15 protein-coding genes are annotated in these 14,820 nt (G+C 56.8%); 6 read left to right on the top strand and 9 right to left on the bottom strand.

Translation table 11 applies throughout. The features are described from left to right. Positions 1-38: 38 nt before the first annotated feature. Positions 39-2,762: a nitrate/nitrite transporter gene (locus tag AQ1_RS07495; RefSeq protein ID WP_042085930.1), complete on the bottom strand. Its 2,724-nt coding sequence runs from the start codon at positions 2,760-2,762 to the stop codon at positions 39-41. A gap of 258 nt (positions 2,763-3,020) precedes the next feature. On the opposite strand from AQ1_RS07495, the gene AQ1_RS07500 reads away from it, so the two are divergent. Further along, positions 3,021-3,719, top strand: a complete 699-nt coding sequence (locus tag AQ1_RS07500) for a cyclic nucleotide-binding domain-containing protein (RefSeq protein ID WP_042085931.1) — start codon at positions 3,021-3,023, stop codon at positions 3,717-3,719. Positions 3,720-3,810: 91 nt separating this feature from the next. Here AQ1_RS07500 and AQ1_RS07505 read toward each other — a convergent pair whose 3' ends face one another. Together AQ1_RS07505 and AQ1_RS07510 are read right to left on the bottom strand one after the other, a co-directional pair. After that, positions 3,811-5,004 (bottom strand): NnrS family protein, encoded by a 1,194-nt coding sequence (locus AQ1_RS07505; protein WP_042085933.1) that lies wholly within the window; start codon positions 5,002-5,004, stop codon positions 3,811-3,813. Between the two features lie 91 nt (positions 5,005-5,095). Beyond that, positions 5,096-5,863, bottom strand: a complete 768-nt coding sequence (locus AQ1_RS07510) for a cyclic nucleotide-binding domain-containing protein (RefSeq protein WP_042085935.1) — start codon at positions 5,861-5,863, stop codon at positions 5,096-5,098. A 76-nt stretch (positions 5,864-5,939) separates the two neighbouring features. Between AQ1_RS07510 and nadC the strand changes: the two genes are divergently transcribed. Further along, positions 5,940-6,821 (top strand): carboxylating nicotinate-nucleotide diphosphorylase, encoded by an 882-nt coding sequence (gene nadC / locus AQ1_RS07515; RefSeq protein WP_042086111.1) that lies wholly within the window; start codon positions 5,940-5,942, stop codon positions 6,819-6,821. After that, positions 6,818-7,204: a DUF423 domain-containing protein gene (locus AQ1_RS07520; protein ID WP_042085937.1), complete on the top strand. Its 387-nt coding sequence runs from the start codon at positions 6,818-6,820 to the stop codon at positions 7,202-7,204. The genes nadC and AQ1_RS07520 overlap by 4 nt, the downstream gene beginning before the upstream one ends. 9 nt (positions 7,205-7,213) lie before the next feature. Here AQ1_RS07520 and AQ1_RS07525 read toward each other — a convergent pair whose 3' ends face one another. The 6 genes from AQ1_RS07525 to pdxH form a co-directional block, all read right to left on the bottom strand. Further along, positions 7,214-7,984 (bottom strand): ABC transporter permease, encoded by a 771-nt coding sequence (locus AQ1_RS07525; protein ID WP_042085939.1) that lies wholly within the window; start codon positions 7,982-7,984, stop codon positions 7,214-7,216. After that, positions 7,981-9,075, bottom strand: coding sequence for an ABC transporter ATP-binding protein (locus tag AQ1_RS07530; RefSeq protein ID WP_042085941.1), 1,095 nt, complete (start codon positions 9,073-9,075; stop codon positions 7,981-7,983). Before AQ1_RS07530 ends, AQ1_RS07525 begins: the two co-directional genes overlap by 4 nt. 6 nt (positions 9,076-9,081) lie before the next feature. Next, complete coding sequence (locus AQ1_RS07535) at positions 9,082-9,900, bottom strand: PhzF family phenazine biosynthesis protein (RefSeq protein ID WP_042085943.1); 819 nt, start codon at positions 9,898-9,900, stop codon at positions 9,082-9,084. After that, positions 9,897-10,256, bottom strand: coding sequence for a Spx/MgsR family RNA polymerase-binding regulatory protein (locus AQ1_RS07540; RefSeq protein ID WP_042085945.1), 360 nt, complete (start codon positions 10,254-10,256; stop codon positions 9,897-9,899). Before AQ1_RS07540 ends, AQ1_RS07535 begins: the two co-directional genes overlap by 4 nt. A gap of 74 nt (positions 10,257-10,330) precedes the next feature. Continuing rightward, a complete protein-coding gene (locus tag AQ1_RS07545) occupies positions 10,331-11,278 on the bottom strand; it encodes a cation diffusion facilitator family transporter (RefSeq protein WP_161760489.1) in 948 nt (315 codons plus the stop codon). Positions 11,279-11,304: 26 nt separating this feature from the next. Next, positions 11,305-11,916, bottom strand: a complete 612-nt coding sequence (gene pdxH, locus AQ1_RS07550) for a pyridoxamine 5'-phosphate oxidase (protein ID WP_042085947.1) — start codon at positions 11,914-11,916, stop codon at positions 11,305-11,307. Between the two features lie 65 nt (positions 11,917-11,981). Here pdxH and AQ1_RS07555 point away from each other — a divergent pair, with 65 nt between their 5' ends. The 3 genes from AQ1_RS07555 to fabI all read left to right on the top strand — a co-directional run bounded on the left by AQ1_RS07555 (position 11,982) and on the right by fabI (position 14,804). Further along, entirely contained in the window at positions 11,982-12,899 is a 918-nt protein-coding gene (locus AQ1_RS07555) for a DnaJ C-terminal domain-containing protein (protein WP_042085949.1), read from the top strand. A gap of 8 nt (positions 12,900-12,907) precedes the next feature. After that, positions 12,908-13,834: a YihY/virulence factor BrkB family protein gene (locus AQ1_RS07560; RefSeq protein ID WP_042085951.1), complete on the top strand. Its 927-nt coding sequence runs from the start codon at positions 12,908-12,910 to the stop codon at positions 13,832-13,834. Positions 13,835-13,967: 133 nt separating this feature from the next. Further along, positions 13,968-14,804 carry an enoyl-ACP reductase FabI gene (gene fabI, locus AQ1_RS07565; RefSeq protein WP_042085953.1) on the top strand — a complete coding sequence of 279 codons (837 nt, stop codon included), beginning with the start codon at positions 13,968-13,970 and terminating at the stop codon, positions 14,802-14,804. Positions 14,805-14,820 lie beyond the last annotated feature (16 nt).

Below are 14,820 nucleotides of genomic sequence, written 5' to 3' on the forward strand. Positions count from 1 at the left end.
TCAGGCGACGAAGGATGCCACCCGGAAATTTGGCAGGTTCATTGCGCGGGCTGGGCGGCATTGCTGCCGGCGTCATCTCGTTTTTCAATGTCGTAAAGCAGGCCGCCGGGGCGGGTATAAACAGCCCAAGTGATCCCCACGCAGATCACGTAAAAAATCAGAAAGCCCCAAAGCGCCCCCACAGCCGAGCCGGTCATCGCGATGGATGTGCCATAGGCCTTGGGGATGAAAAAGGCGCCATAGGCCGCAATGGCTGAGGTAAAGGCGGTGATTGCCCCCGATTCCATGGCGATTTGCCGCTGGCGATCATCCGCCGAAAGATGGGGCATCAGCCGTGGTATTTCGCGCCCCATGATCACAGGGATCATCTGAAAGGTGGAGGCATTGCCAACCCCGGTCAGAAAGAACAGCGCCATAAAGCAGGCGAAAAAGCCGATGAATGATCCCGCGCCAAGGAAATAAATCACGCCAGCGGTCGCAAGGATCATGGCGACAAAGGTCCATAGCGTGACCCGCCCACCGCCAAAGCGATCACTGATCCAGCCGGTTCCGGCACGCGACAAAGCCCCCACAAGCGGCCCGAGGAAAACATAATTCAGGGCATTGATTTCAGGAAAAGCCAGGCGCGTTAGCAAGGGAAAGCCCGCCGAATAACCGATGAAGCTGCCAAATGTGCCCGTATAAAGGATGCACATCAGCCAATTATGCTTACGCCCGAAAATCACCGCCTGTTCGGCGAAGCTGGCGCGCGCATCGGCAATATCATTCATGCCCCACCAGGCAGCAATCGTCGCCGCCAGAATGAAAGGCACCCAGACAAAGCCCGCATTCTGCATCCAGAGCTTGCCGCCATCCGACATGATCTGCGGTTCCCCGCCGATCACCCCGAACACCCCCGCCGTGATGATAAGCGGCACCACAAATTGCATGGCCGATACGCCCAGATTGCCCAGCCCGGCATTCAGCGCCAAAGCATTGCCTTTTTCAGCTTTAGGAAAGAAATAGCCGATATTAGCCATCGACGAGGCAAAATTCCCCCCGCCAAAACCGCATAAAAGGGCAAGAACGAGGAAGATCAGATAAGGCGTTTCGGGGTTCTGCACCGCATATCCGATGCCCATGGCGGGCAGCAGCAAAGATGCGGTTGAAAGCGTTGTCCACAGCCGCCCACCAAAAATCGGCACCATGAAGCTGTAGAAAATGCGCAGCGTCGCGCCCGACAATCCCGGGAGGGCGGCAAGCCAGAATAGCTGCCCCGGCGTAAAATCGAACCCGATAGCAGGCAGGCGGGCAACCACAACCGACCAGACCATCCAGACCGAAAAAGCCAAAAGCAGTGCCGGAATCGATATCCATAAATTCCGGCGCGCAATAGCCCGCCCCTTTTCCGCCCAGAATTGAGGCTTTTCGGGCTGCCAATCATCCAGCACCTTGGGCATCACCGTTTGGCCCGGAATATGGATATCCTGCATCTCTGGCAGGCTCGGCAGGCGATCAAGCGCTTCGCCATGGGCGGCGCGCTCCATAGCCCGGATCGACAGATGCATCCAGCCCAAGGCAATGGCAACCAGCACGAACAACAGGGCAAAGCAGGATGTGTATATCCCCGTAAGATCAAGCAGCGCGCCAAATATGATCGGCAAAACGAACCCACCAAGACCGCCGATCATGCCGACAAGACCGCCAACCGCCCCAACATGACGGGGGTAATAAACCGGGATATGCTTGAAAATCGCCGCTTTCCCGAGGCTCATGAAAAAACCGAGGGCAAAGAGCGTAACAATGAACGGCCACAGGTCCATCTGCGTGGAGAAGGCAATCGGGCCATCCTTGCCCTTGATGATATATTCGGTTGGCGGGTAGGAGAGCATGAACAAAAAGAGGAGGCTGAAACCGAAGGTCCAGTACATCACGGATCGCGCGCCAAATTTATCCGACAAATGCCCGCCATAAGCGCGGAATAAAGACGCGGCCAGGCTGAAAGAAGCGGCGGCCATGCCGGCAAAGCGCACATCAAGGCCATAAACATCGATCAGATAATGCGGCATCCACAGCGCCAGAGCCACAAAGGCGCCAAAGACGAAAAAATAATAAAAGGAAAAGCGCCAGACCTGAAGGTTTCTTAAAGGCGCCAGTTGCTCTGCCAGCGAGGGCGCCTTTGCCCCTGTTCTGCGCCGCTCGACCAGTTCGGGATCATCCTTGGCCAGCAGGAAAAACAACACGCCAATGATGAACAGCCCCGCCGCCCACACATAAGCCACCCCGTGCCAGCCATAAGCAACCATCACAAAAGGGGCTACGAATTTCGTGACCGCCGCGCCAACATTGCCCGCCCCGAAAATGCCAAGCGCCGTGCCTTGTCGCCCCGCCTCATACCAGCGGCTGACATAGGCCACCCCAATGATGAAAGAGCCACCCGCAAGCCCAACGCCCAAGGCCGCAATCAGATACATGATATAGCTATCCGCCAGCGTCAGCGCCCAGGTGGCCAAGGCTGTGAGGATCATCTGCCCGGAAAAAACAAGCCGGCCGCCGTATTTTTCCGTCCAGACACCAAGAAAGATGCGGGTGATGGAACCGGTCAAAATCGGTGTGGCAACCAATAAGCCAAATTGTGTATCGTTCAACCCAAGCTCGGATTTAATGGCCACACCAATAATCGAAAAAATCGTCCACACTGCAAAACAAGCCGTGAAGGCGATTGTGCTCAAACTCAAAGCGCGTGTTTGATCGGCCTGCGAGGCCATAATTTCGGTCGGCATAGGAGACTCCCCGGCGAAAATAATGCGTCTTCACCCCCCGAAAAGGGATCAGAGGCTACTTTCAAGCCAGGGCTGCCAGGATGATTTGATTTAGATCATGAAACGCAAAAACAATAATGAAATAAATGAGTTACTGAAAATTATCATCTATAGTGCAAGGGTGTATCAAGGTTAAAATCATGCGGATCAATCATAATATTGACATATATCAATCCATTTCTTGATATATGCCATCTGTGATCATATGAAGGGAATGAAATGCCCGATTCGGAATATCGCGATATCAGACAACTCAATATCTTCTCGCAGATGACGGATGAACATTTCACATCCTTGATGCGGGGTGCCTATATCCAAAATTTTCCTGCCCAGATCGAATTGATCACCGAAGGTGAGCCCAGCGATTTTCTGCACATCATTCTTTCCGGTTCGGTCGATCTGTTTTCCTGCTGGAATGGCCGCGATAGCAGCCTCGCCGTGGTGCGCCCTATCTCGACCTTTATTCTGGCCGCAACCATCCGGGATGCCCCCTATCTGATGTCGGCCCGAACATTGGAGAAAAGCCGTATCGTGCTGCTTCCCAGCCAGGATGTTCGCGCAATCTTTGAACTTGATAGCGATTTCGCCCGCGCCATCGTCACCGAACTGGCACAATGTTATCGCGCGGTCATCAAAACACAAAAAGACCTCAAGCTCAGAACCTCATTGGAAAGGCTGGCGAATTATTTATTGCGGATGCAAAAGCGCAGCGGCGGCGGAGCAACTTTCGAGCTGGATTTTGAAAAGCGGCTTCTGGCCTCAGTTCTGGGCATGACACCGGAAAATCTCAGCCGCGCCTTCAAGGGCCTTCAACCCTATGGCGTGACGGTGAATGGAACGCTGATCAGCATTCACAATCAAGCCGATATCGAGCGGTTCGCCAAACCCAATCCCCTGATCGACGACTTATCAAGCTAAAAACGGACAGGCAACCACGCGATAAGCCCCGCTTGGCCTTCCTCGGGCCGTGGCCGCCAAAACATGGATCGACGATATCAAAGCATAGCCTTTAGGGAAGACGGCGGAGCAAGAGAGCCCCATAAATCAGGGCGAAACCGCCAAAAGCCCCGATCCAGAAAAGACCGGCCAACCCATGCAGCCATTCAGATTGCGCGGGCCATAATCCGGCCATAACCCGCGCTATCACCGACAGGATCAGGGCCAGATAAATCGCGACCGTACCCGGCCCCGCCTTCAGCATCTGGCCGCTATGGCCCAAAGTGGCCCGCGTCATCACAGCCAGCGTCATCAAGCCGATCGCCCCCGCCATCCACAGATGCTGCGCCCCCGCCATGCCAAGGAACCCGGGGGCAAGGATCTCGCTTGCAAGGGCCAAAGCCCCCAAAGGCACAAAGATATAGCCCGCATGCAGCACTGTCACCAGCGGCTCGGCCATCGTCCGATGCCCGGCCCAGCGGGCTAACCGTATAAGATGAAGCGCGCCGATCAGCACCAGCAACCCACCGGTCGCGATGGCAGCAGGCCATAGGGTCCAAAAAACCAGCGCCACCAGCAAGGCCAGCAAAGCCAGTTTATCGAACCCTTGCATCGGTGAGGCCGGCAAGGTCTTGTCTTGCCTTTTCACCAGCCAGTTACGGGTAAAAGACGGTACGACCCGACCACCGATCACGGCAATCATCATGATCGCCGCAGCCAGCCCCAGCCGCATCCCATAGCCCTGCGCGGCATAATCACCTTGGGCGGCTTCCCAATGAAACAGGGCATTACCCAAGGTAAAGATCACCAGCATGATCAGCACGATCAGATTACGCCAATTCCTGCCCGCCACGATCTCGCGCAGGATGACCAGCGCCAAAAGCACCGGAAAGGCCAGATCAATCCCAGCCACCAGCCCGGCTGACAATACGCCCGAAACCAAAAGGGCCGCACGACCGGCCAGCCAGACCAACACCAGAAATCCCAGATGCCAGCCAACAATCGGCAATCGCCCGGTCCAATTCGGAACCGCCGTCAGCAAAAACCCCGCAATCACAGCGCCCAGATAACCAAAAAGAAACGCATGGGCGTGCCAGCTCACCGGATCGAAAGCACTGGGCAGCATAAGATGCCCCGACAGCATCAAAATCCACAGCACCATCGCAACCACCGCCCAGATGGCCGCCCCGAAAAAGAATGGGCGAAAGCCAAAGGTCAGGATCGCCGGACCGCTCCAGGCGCGCATTTGTTCACTGGTCGAGGTCATTTGCTCATCTCCGCCTTTGCATCAAACCTGAAGCCCATCAGATAAGGCATATCACTGCCCATTCAAAAAGGCTCGCCCTATAAGGCCCATTCTATAAAGCTTTGGGTTCGACCATGATGCGGAATTGATAGGGGGCGCTTTTGGGTCCGGCAATCACGCTGTTTGCCCCCATGTGCAAAATGGCAGTGGCTTCCTGACCAAAGCGCGATAAAGGCTGATCATTGACGATGGTGCCCAGATAGCTGCCCAGATCACGAATGATCAGATAGCCATCGCGTTTTTCCAATCCGAAATGTTCGGGCGAAAGAGCATAATCCTTCAACGCCCCGAGCAAAAGATGCTGATCCGATGTGTTGCCCCCATCGCTTTGGCCGGTGCGCAGCCCCACGACGAAGGGCAGCTTTTCAATGATCACCCCATCTTCGCCCATCTGCTTGATCATGGCTTCATGCGCAGGCAAAAGCCGGATCATCCCGATCTGTATTAAAAGGGCTTTATCGCGGGATTTTCCGCCCCCCGAAAGCAGGCGTTCATCCACCTTTTCCAGCCGTTCGCTCAGCATCCGCAGCATCGGCAGGCCCAAAGGATTTTGATCGCTGAACAATTTCAGAAATTGCGGCTTGGTCACCTCGAGCAGGCTGCATGGGGTGAGCGCCTTCATGCTGGTGCTGTGCGCTTTATTGCGGATGACCCCGCTTTCGCCAAATATCTCACCCCGCCCCAGAACCGCCAACCGCACCGCCCGCCCGGCGGCTTGGCGCGAAACCTCGATGGCGCCCTCTTCGATCAGATAAACCGCTTCGGCTTCATCGCCTTCGGCATAAACCAGATCGCCGGGCTTTAACTTCAGCGTTTGCATGACCCATCCCCTTCAGGCAGGCTTCAAATTCTGCATCATGCAGTGTAAAGAGCCGGTAAAGTTCAAGGAAAAAAACATGCCCAACCTGCCCTTTCCCCTTAGCGATGATGCACGCGATCACTTTATCGCGGCCGCCCTGGCCGAGGATATAGGGAGCGGCGATCTCACCAGTTCTTCGGTGATCCCCAATGAGGCCCGGCTGATCGCCACCATGCGGGCGCGCGAGCCGATGGTTTTATCTGGCCTGCCGCTCGCCTGTGCCATTTTCAAAGCCCTTGATCCCGATGTGGGGCTTCAGGCGATGGCCGATGATGGCACAGCGCATCAGGCGGGTTCCGTGCTTTTGCGCCTTAATGGCCGGGCCCGCGCCCTGCTCAGCGCTGAACGCACGGCGCTTAATCTGGTACAGCATCTTTCGGGCATTGCCACCCTCACCCATCGCTATGTGGAGACGATCAAGGGCACCGGCGCGGTCATTCTGGATACCCGCAAAACCACCCCGCTTTTGCGCCGGCTTGAAAAATATGCGGTGGCCTGTGGTGGCGGGGTCAATCACCGCATGGGGCTTTATGATGCGGTGATGATCAAGGATAATCACATTGCCGTGGCAGGCGGCATCCGCCCGGCATTGGAAGCCGCCAGAGCCGCAGGGCATGATGATTGTCAGGTGGAATGCGATACCCTTGATCAGGTGGATGAAGCTTTGGCCGCCGGGGCAGGCAGCCTGCTTTTGGATAATATGGCACCCGATCTTTTGCGCCGGGCCGTGGCCCGCATCAAGGGCCGCGTTCCCACCGAAGCATCGGGCGGGGTGCGGCTTGAAACCGTGCGCGCGATTGCCGAAAGCGGGGTGGATCGTATCTCCATCGGCCGGCTCACCCAAAGTGCCCCGGCCATCGATATCGGTCTTGATTTTGAACAGGGCGGCACCCCGATCATGAAGGACCATGAGGAATGAACATCCTGATCGCTTTGGCCGGTGTGAATGGCCTGATGGCGGTGGCAGCCCTGGCCGCCGGTGCCCATATCCTTGCCGCGCGCCTTGATGAACAAAGGCTGGGCTGGTTTACCCAGGCCGCGCAGTTTCAACTGATCCATGGGGTGGCGCTGCTCGCCTTGGGCATTGCCGCCCTTTCCATCAAAACCATGCCCTTGATCCCGGCCACGGGGATGCTGTGGCAGGCGGGCGTGCTTTTATTTTGCGGCAGTTTATATTGGCTGGCCTTCATGGGATCGGGCAGCCTTGGGGTTTTTCACTGGCTCACCCCTTTGGGCGGGCTATGCCTGATGGCGGGATGGGCCCTGCTGATCGTGGCTGGCATTCGCGCCCCGGCTTTGTGATCGAATTTTTCAGGATTTGGCCATGAAGCGGTGAAAGGCGCGCACCGCAAAGCCCGTGCACAGGAAAGAAAACAGCAAAAGATAGGCGCCATTCACCCCCACCATCAGCCAATCGCCGCCCAGAAAGGCACCCCGGGCCATGCGCACTGCCCATTCCACGGGATTATAGGCAGAGATCGCCCTGATCCAGCCGGGCATGGCTTCGGTGGAGATGATCATGGATGACAGGAAGACCAAAGGCAGGATCACGAAATTCATCACCGCGATGATCGCATCATGGCGCGGGATCATCAAAGCCAAAGCATTCGATAAAGCCCCAAAGGCCGAGCCCAGCAAAAAAGCCGCGAGCAAGATCACCGGATAGGCCAGCACACCCCCTGTCATCCCTGCCCCCAAAAGCAGGCCAACCCCAATGATCGCCGTGGCCTGCCCCATCACCAGAACACCGGAATGGGCAACATAAGCGCCAATCAGCGCCCCCCGCGCCGCCGGGGTCACCAGAAAACGATCCAAAATCCCCCGCTCATGATCCATTAGCAAAGACATGCCGGAATAGGCAGAGCCAAAAAGCGCCGCCATCACCGCAAGGCCGGGCACCAGAAAATCCACATAAGATTGGGTGCCAAATCCGCCCAGCGCCGTCACCCCGCCAAAAAGCTGGCCAAAAAGCAAAAGCCATAAAACCGGCTGAATGATCGAGATGATCACAAAAACCGGCATCCGCTTGCTATGCACCAGCAACCGCCCGGCCAGGATGAACAGATCGCGCAAAAATTTCATGAAACGGTCTCGTCTTGGGGTGCGGAATGATCCGCAATATCAGGCGATGCAGCGGATGATTTCGCTTCCCTGTCGCCATCCGCAGCTTTGAACCGCCTACCGGTTACCTGCAGATACACATCATCAAGGCGGGGCCTTGCCATGCTCACATCCAAAAGGGGCAAGCCATCCAGGGCCCCGATCAGAAGCGGCAAAATGGATGATCCCTGCGCCACCCGCAGATCAAGGCGATCCTGATCCGGCCCCAAAGCCGCCGGTACCGCATCCGCAGATGCATGATCGGTCGGCAATCCGGCTTTCGCCAGCCGCTCAGCCAAATCCTGCGGATCGGGCGCGGTGGCAAATCGGATGCTGATCAGATCGCCTTCCAAGCGATCCTTCAGGGCTTTGGGCGACCCTTCGGCCACAATGCGCCCCTGATCGATGATCGCCACCCGATCAGCCAGTTGATCGGCTTCTTCCAGATAATGGGTGGAAAATAAAATGGTCATGCCCTGATCTTGGGCCAGATGCCTGATTTCGCGCCACATCACCGCCCGGCTTTGGGGATCGAGCCCGGCTGAAGGTTCATCAAGAATCAAAATCTGTGGACCATGGATCAGCCCCATCGCCAGATCAAGCCGTCGGCGCATTCCCCCCGACCAGCCTTTGGTGCGGCGGTCAGCGGCCTCATCCAGATCGAAAAGCTTTAATAAATGCGCCACATGCCGGGCGAGATCATCCCCCCCCATGCCAAATAAACGCCCCTGCATCCTCAGATTTTCGCGGCCCGTCAGGGTTTCATCCGATGTCGAGGCCTGCGCCACATAGCCCATATCCCGGCGCAGGGCGGTGCGCGCCGCCTCAGCCCCCCGATGCCCCTGCCCGCTATATTCATCAGGGCCAAAAACATCATGACCGGCCAGCTTCACCCGGCCCGCCGTGGGCTGCGACAGGCTGGCCAAAATCCGCATGGTGCTGGATTTACCCGCGCCATTGGGGCCCAAAAGGGCATAGATCTGCCCTTTTTCAACCCGCAGATCGATCCCGCGCAAGGCTTCCACGGGGCCGGAATAGGTTTTCACCAAAGCTTTGACTTCAATCATCGGCATGGCTGTTCAAACGCTTTCCGGCACCGACATTTCACCAGCGATCACCTCCACACAATGGCCCGACATATGCACCCGATCCTTGGTCACATGGATCCACAGATCCCCGCCCCGCGCTGAAATCTGACGGGCAAATAACGTGCTATTGCCCAAACGATCAGCCCAAAAGGGCGCAGAAACGCAATGCGCCGATCCGGTCACCGGATCTTCGTCTATCCCATATCCGGGGAAAAAGCACCGCGACACAAAATCGCAATCATCACCGGGGGCCGTGGCGATGAAGCCATGCCGCCCCAAAGCCTTCAGGGCCACGAAATCGGGCTTCAGCCGCGCAATATCGGCTTGGCTTTCATAAAGCAAAAGATAATCGCGCCCACCGCCCCACAAGGCCAAAGGGGCCGCCCCCATGGCCTGATAAAGCCCCGAAGGCACAGCTGCATCGCCAGCCCGGCGGGCGGGCAGATCCAAAGACAGCCGATCCCCATCGCGGGTCACGGTCAAAATCCCGGCCTGACTGCCAAAGCGCACGGCTTTGGCCTTGCCATGCAGATTGCTGAGGATGGCATGACCGGCTGCCAAAGTGGCATGACCGCACAAATCCACCTCAACCTCCGGCGTGAACCAGCGCAGATGAAAATCCGCTTCGTCGGCATCCTCGGCGGGCACGAAAAAGGCCGTTTCCGACAGATTATTCTCCCGAGCAATGGCCAGCAGAACAGCATCGGGCAGCCAGGCATCAAGGGGGCAAACAGCCGCCGGATTGCCGCGAAAAGCCTGATCAGTAAACGCATCGATCTGCAAAAAAGCGATACGAATATTCTGGCTCATTTTTGCTCCCCCCCGGCCCGGATCACCGCTTTGACTGCATCATCAAACCCCACAAGGATCTGCGCGCCCAAATCCCAGATCGGCCGTTTTATCAAGGCCGGATGGGCCAGCATCAGGTGTCGCGCCCGTTCGCCATCGAGTTCACCCTGCTCGGCAGGGGCCAGCCCGCGCCATGTGGTGCTGCGTTTATTGAGCAAATGCTCCCAGCCCAGGGCATCGATCCAGCGATCCATCTGATCTTCGCTCACCCCATGATCGCGCAGATCAACGAATTGATAAGCAACCCCCTCACCCGAAAGCCATGTGCGGGCAGCGCGGCAACGATCACAGTTTTTGAGGCCAAACAGAATGATCATGGCACCCCAATTTAATTGATAGCTTTATCCATGGTCTTAGCGATAACCGCCCCTGCTTGCCATAAGAACCTTCATCAATCGAGTTCTTTCATCGTCAGATTGGGCTTTTCAAAGCCGATGGGATCGATCTTGATGATGATTTCGGCATCGGGAAATCGCTCGCTGAGCGCCGCTTCGGCCTCGATAGCGGCCAGATGCGCCTGATGCAGGCTGGCATGAGGGCTGATTTCGATATGAAATTGAATGAAGCTGTCGATCCCGGCTTTGCGGGTTTTAAGATCATGCAGGCCCAAAATATCGCGATTGCCCAAAACGATATTGAAAATGGCTTCGCGCTCGGCACTGGCCATTTCCCGATCCATCAGCATATCAATGGACCCTTTGGCCACCCCCCAGGCATTATAGCCGATAAAGCCACCGATCCCGATGCCAAAGAGCGCATCCATAAAATGAAGGCCGCCATAAGCGCTGACCGCCAACCCCACCATCACCGACAAGTTGAGCAACAGATCGCCGGTATAATGCAAATGATCGGCGGTAATGGCCACCGATGGGCTGCGCGCGATCACATGGCGCTGAAACAGCACCAGCCCCAAAGTCAGGATGATCGCCACCACCGAAACGGCCATGCCGGTCCAGGCCATCACCACGGCTTGCGGATCGGCAAGGCGTAAAACAGATTGCAAGATGATGAAGGCCGACGATCCCAGCATCACCGCACCCTGAGCCAGAGCCGCCAGCGCCTCGGCCTTGCCATGGCCGAAGCGATGGGCCTCATCCGGGGGCTGCAAAGCGGTGCGCACCCCCATATAGCTCATCACCGAAGCAAACAGATCAAGGAGCGAATCGGTCATCGAGGAGAGCATGGTGACCGACCCGGTGAGCAGCCAGACCACGCCTTTCAATAGCGCAAGCGTGCCCCCCACCGCCATGCTGGCATAGGCCGCCAAACGCATCAGCTTCGCCCGCTTGCGCAAAGCGAGATCGGGGCTTTCCGCCCGAGCGTTTTTGGCCTCCGGCATGGTGATCATCCTGTCCTCTCGCCCCTTCAGGGATAAAGAATCGTGCGCTCCCAATCGTCCGGTGCCCGTTCCCCCCGTGCATGGGGCTTGAAAATCACCCGATGATGCAGGCGAAAGGGCTCTTCCTGCCAGAATTCAAACAGATCGGGTTTAAGGCGAAAGCCCGACCAGAAAGGCGGCCTTGGCACCGGCCCGCCCGCAAATTTCTGTTCATAATGCTCAATCGCCGCTTGGAATTCATCCCGGCCACCGGGCATCGGGGCCGATTGCTTTGATGCCCAGGCCCCGATCTGGCTGGCGCGCGGGCGTCCGGCAAAATAGCGATCCGCCTGCGCATCCGAGACCGGGCTCGCAAAGCCCTCGATGCGGATTTGCCGTTCCAGGCTTTTCCAGTGAAACAAAAGCGCCACCGCGTTCGAGGCTGCAAGATCGCGGGCCTTGCGGCTCGCCAGATTGGTATAGAAAACAAAGCCCGCCTCATCCCATTCTTTGAGCAGCACAATCCGCGCCGATGGCCGCCCGGCGGCATTGATGCTGGCCAAAGTCATGGCATTGTGATTATCGGGCTCCGCCTCTTTGGCTTCATCCAGCCATTGCGCAAAAGCCTTGAAAGGGTTGGTTTGGGTAATTTTTTCCATACATAGTCTCCAAAGCTGATAAAACCACATATCACGTACGACAGATGAGATGATCAAGGCTGACCATGAAAGATCCATATGCTATTCTAGGGGTTCCCAAAACCGCCGATGATGCCACCATCAAAAGCGCTTATCGCACATTAGCGAAGGAACTGCACCCTGATCGCAATAAAGGCAATGACAAGATCGTCGAACGCTTCAAGGAAGTATCGGCGGCCTATAATATCATTGGCGATAAAGACAAGCGCGCCCGTTATGATCGCGGCGAGATTGATGCCAGCGGTGCCGAACGCGCCCCCTTTGGCGGAGCGGCGGGGGGCTATCGGTCCGGTGCCGGGGGCGGTTTCAGGCCCGGTGCCGATATGGGCGGAGCGCCCTTTACCGATAGTGATGATATCTTTGCCGATCTCTTCGGCTTTGGCCGTGGCCGCCGTTCCCAGCCCCGGCCCCAGCGCGGGCGCGATGTGGTCTATCGCCTGAAGGTGGATTTCATCGATGCCATCCATGGCATCACCAAGCGCTTGAGCCTGTCCAATGGCAAAACATTGGATGTGAAAATCCCTCAAGGCGTGGCCGATGGCCAGCAGATTCGTCTCGCAGGGCAAGGCCAAGCCGGAGAGGCGGGGGGGCCGCCGGGCGATGCTTTGGTGAAGGTTGAAATCGCCCCGCATCCCTTTTTCCGCCGCGATGGCCTTGATATCGCCCTTGATCTGCCCATCCGCATCGATGAAGCGGTTTTGGGGGCCAGGCTTTCAGTGCCCACCCCCCATGGTGAGGTGACATTAATGATCCCCAAAAATGCTTCGAGCGGCAAACGCCTGCGCCTGAAGGGCAAGGGCATCGGCGCCGGGGGCAAAACCGGTGATCAATATGTGACCTTGAAAATCATTCTGCCCGATCATCCCGATCAGGATCTGGAAAAAGCGATCAAGGGCTGGGCGAAATCCCATGCTTATGATGTTCGCGCCGCCCTGAAATCATAAGGCAGGATATGGTGCGCGAAGACAGCGGTTCCGTTGGGCAGCAAGCCGAAAAAGGCCAAGGGCAACTGAGCACCCATGGCCGCATCTGCTGGGCTTCGCTGTTGCGGTTTTTCAAGAACCACGGATTGGAAGATGCCGGAAATCTCGCCTTTTTAGGGGTGATGGCCCTGTTTCCGTTTCTTATTTTCATGATCGCCCTGTCGGGCTTTATCGGTCAAACCGATATGGGCCAGGATGCCATCCGCTTCCTGCTCACCAATCTGCCCCAAGGCATTGCCCAAACTCTGGAAGGGCCGATTGATAATATCCTCAAGGTTTCCGGGGGCGGGCTGCTCACCGGCTCCATCGCCTTTGCTTTATGGTCGGCGGTGCAAGGGGTGGAAGGGGCGCGAAAAACGGTGATCCATGCTTTTGGAAGCTGGCACCATGCAGCGCCTTTCTGGCGACGGCTTTTGGCAGACCTCGCCCTGATCATCATCACCGCTCTGGCGATTTTGCTGGCGATGTCCTTTCTGGTGGCCATTCCCGTAACTTTGAGCTTTTTATCCGAGCTTTTTTATCTGCCGCAGACCATCCGCGATTACAGCATCTGGGCCCGCTATATCGCCGCGCCCCTTTTGCTGTTTTTAGCGCTTTTGGCCCTTTACAAGAATTTCACCCCGCGCCTGCCCCGGCATCGGCGCCATTATGTGCCCGGGGCGCTGTTCACGGTTCTTGTCTGGCTTTTGCTGGGGAAGGGCATGACGGTTTTTCTCAATCATGCTGATCGCTATGACGTGATCTATGGCAGCCTTGCGGGCATGGTGATCTTGCAGCTCTTCATTTATATCATTGCGGCGGCCTTTATTCTTGGCGCGCATCTCAATGCTGGCTATAGCCGCCATCATCATGATCTGCCATCACGCTTGGATGAACAGGATGATCCAGCGCATTGATTTGCACCAAAGCCTGTGTAGGATATTTCCGCAGCCGGGGCCGGTTAGATATAAAGGCCGGCACAGGAATGAACGGACTATGAATTGACGACGATATGCGCAGAGCGAACGCGCCGAACAAAAAGGACAGGTCATGACCGCACCATCAGATCTCAAAACAGATAATCAGGCCGGTCTTTTAACAGGCAAGCGGGGGCTGGTCATGGGGGTTGCCAATGATCGCTCTTTGGCCTGGGGGATTGCTCGCGCCGCCCGCGCCCAGGGGGCAGAGCTTGCCTTTACCTATTTGGGAGAGGCACTGGAGCGCCGGGTGCGGCCCTTGGCTGAAAGCCTGGGCTCCACGCTTTTGGCACCTTGCGATGTGGCGGATATGCACTCCATCGACGAAGCCTTTGCGATCATCGAAAAAGAATGGGGCCAGCTTGATTTTCTGATCCATGCCATTGGTTTTTCCGACAAGAATGAATTGCGTGGCCGCTATGTGGATACCAGCCGGGAAAATTTCCTCAATACCATGGATGTGAGCTGCTATTCCTTTACCGCTGTTGCCAATCGCGCGGAAAAGCTGATGAGCGCGGGCGCTTCGATGCTCACCTTATCCTATTATGGCGCGGAAAAGGTGATGCCGCATTATAATGTCATGGGGCTGGCGAAGGCCGCTTTGGAAACCAGCGTCAAATATCTGGCCAATGATCTGGGCCCGCGCGGCATCCGGGTCAATGCCATTTCCGCCGGGCCAATCAAAACGCTCGCGGCTTCGGGCATTGGTGATTTTCGCTATATCCTGAAATGGAATGAATATAATTCGCCCTTGCGCCGCAATGTCTCCATCGATGATGTGGGTGGCGCGGGGATGTATCTGCTCTCTGATCTGGCCTCCGGGGTCACCGGGGAAATTCATCATGTGGATGCAGGCTATAATACCGTTGGCATGAAACAGGTTGATGCGCCCGATATCACCCTTGGCTGATTGCGCCGCCCGCACG

The organism is Iodidimonas nitroreducens, assembly GCA_000710935.1.
Taxonomy (GTDB): Bacteria; Pseudomonadota; Alphaproteobacteria; order Sphingomonadales; family Rhodothalassiaceae; genus Iodidimonas; species Iodidimonas nitroreducens.

What these genes read in the sequence shown, in the direction of transcription:
- AQ1_RS07495 (WP_042085930.1), bottom strand. Translation starts at nt 2,762, where the DNA reads ATGCCGACCGAAATTATGGCCTCGCAGGCCGATCAAACACGCGCTTTG.
- AQ1_RS07500 (WP_042085931.1), top strand. Translation starts at nt 3,021, where the DNA reads ATGCCCGATTCGGAATATCGCGATATCAGACAACTCAATATCTTCTCG.
- AQ1_RS07505 (WP_042085933.1), bottom strand. Translation starts at nt 5,004, where the DNA reads ATGACCTCGACCAGTGAACAAATGCGCGCCTGGAGCGGTCCGGCGATC.
- AQ1_RS07510 (WP_042085935.1), bottom strand. Translation starts at nt 5,863, where the DNA reads ATGCAAACGCTGAAGTTAAAGCCCGGCGATCTGGTTTATGCCGAAGGC.
- nadC (WP_042086111.1), top strand. Translation starts at nt 5,940, where the DNA reads ATGCCCAACCTGCCCTTTCCCCTTAGCGATGATGCACGCGATCACTTT.
- AQ1_RS07520 (WP_042085937.1), top strand. Translation starts at nt 6,818, where the DNA reads ATGAACATCCTGATCGCTTTGGCCGGTGTGAATGGCCTGATGGCGGTG.
- AQ1_RS07525 (WP_042085939.1), bottom strand. Translation starts at nt 7,984, where the DNA reads ATGAAATTTTTGCGCGATCTGTTCATCCTGGCCGGGCGGTTGCTGGTG.
- AQ1_RS07530 (WP_042085941.1), bottom strand. Translation starts at nt 9,075, where the DNA reads ATGCCGATGATTGAAGTCAAAGCTTTGGTGAAAACCTATTCCGGCCCC.
- AQ1_RS07535 (WP_042085943.1), bottom strand. Translation starts at nt 9,900, where the DNA reads ATGAGCCAGAATATTCGTATCGCTTTTTTGCAGATCGATGCGTTTACT.
- AQ1_RS07540 (WP_042085945.1), bottom strand. Translation starts at nt 10,256, where the DNA reads ATGATCATTCTGTTTGGCCTCAAAAACTGTGATCGTTGCCGCGCTGCC.
- AQ1_RS07545 (WP_161760489.1), bottom strand. Translation starts at nt 11,278, where the DNA reads ATGCCGGAGGCCAAAAACGCTCGGGCGGAAAGCCCCGATCTCGCTTTG.
- pdxH (WP_042085947.1), bottom strand. Translation starts at nt 11,916, where the DNA reads ATGGAAAAAATTACCCAAACCAACCCTTTCAAGGCTTTTGCGCAATGG.
- AQ1_RS07555 (WP_042085949.1), top strand. Translation starts at nt 11,982, where the DNA reads ATGAAAGATCCATATGCTATTCTAGGGGTTCCCAAAACCGCCGATGAT.
- AQ1_RS07560 (WP_042085951.1), top strand. Translation starts at nt 12,908, where the DNA reads ATGGTGCGCGAAGACAGCGGTTCCGTTGGGCAGCAAGCCGAAAAAGGC.
- fabI (WP_042085953.1), top strand. Translation starts at nt 13,968, where the DNA reads ATGACCGCACCATCAGATCTCAAAACAGATAATCAGGCCGGTCTTTTA.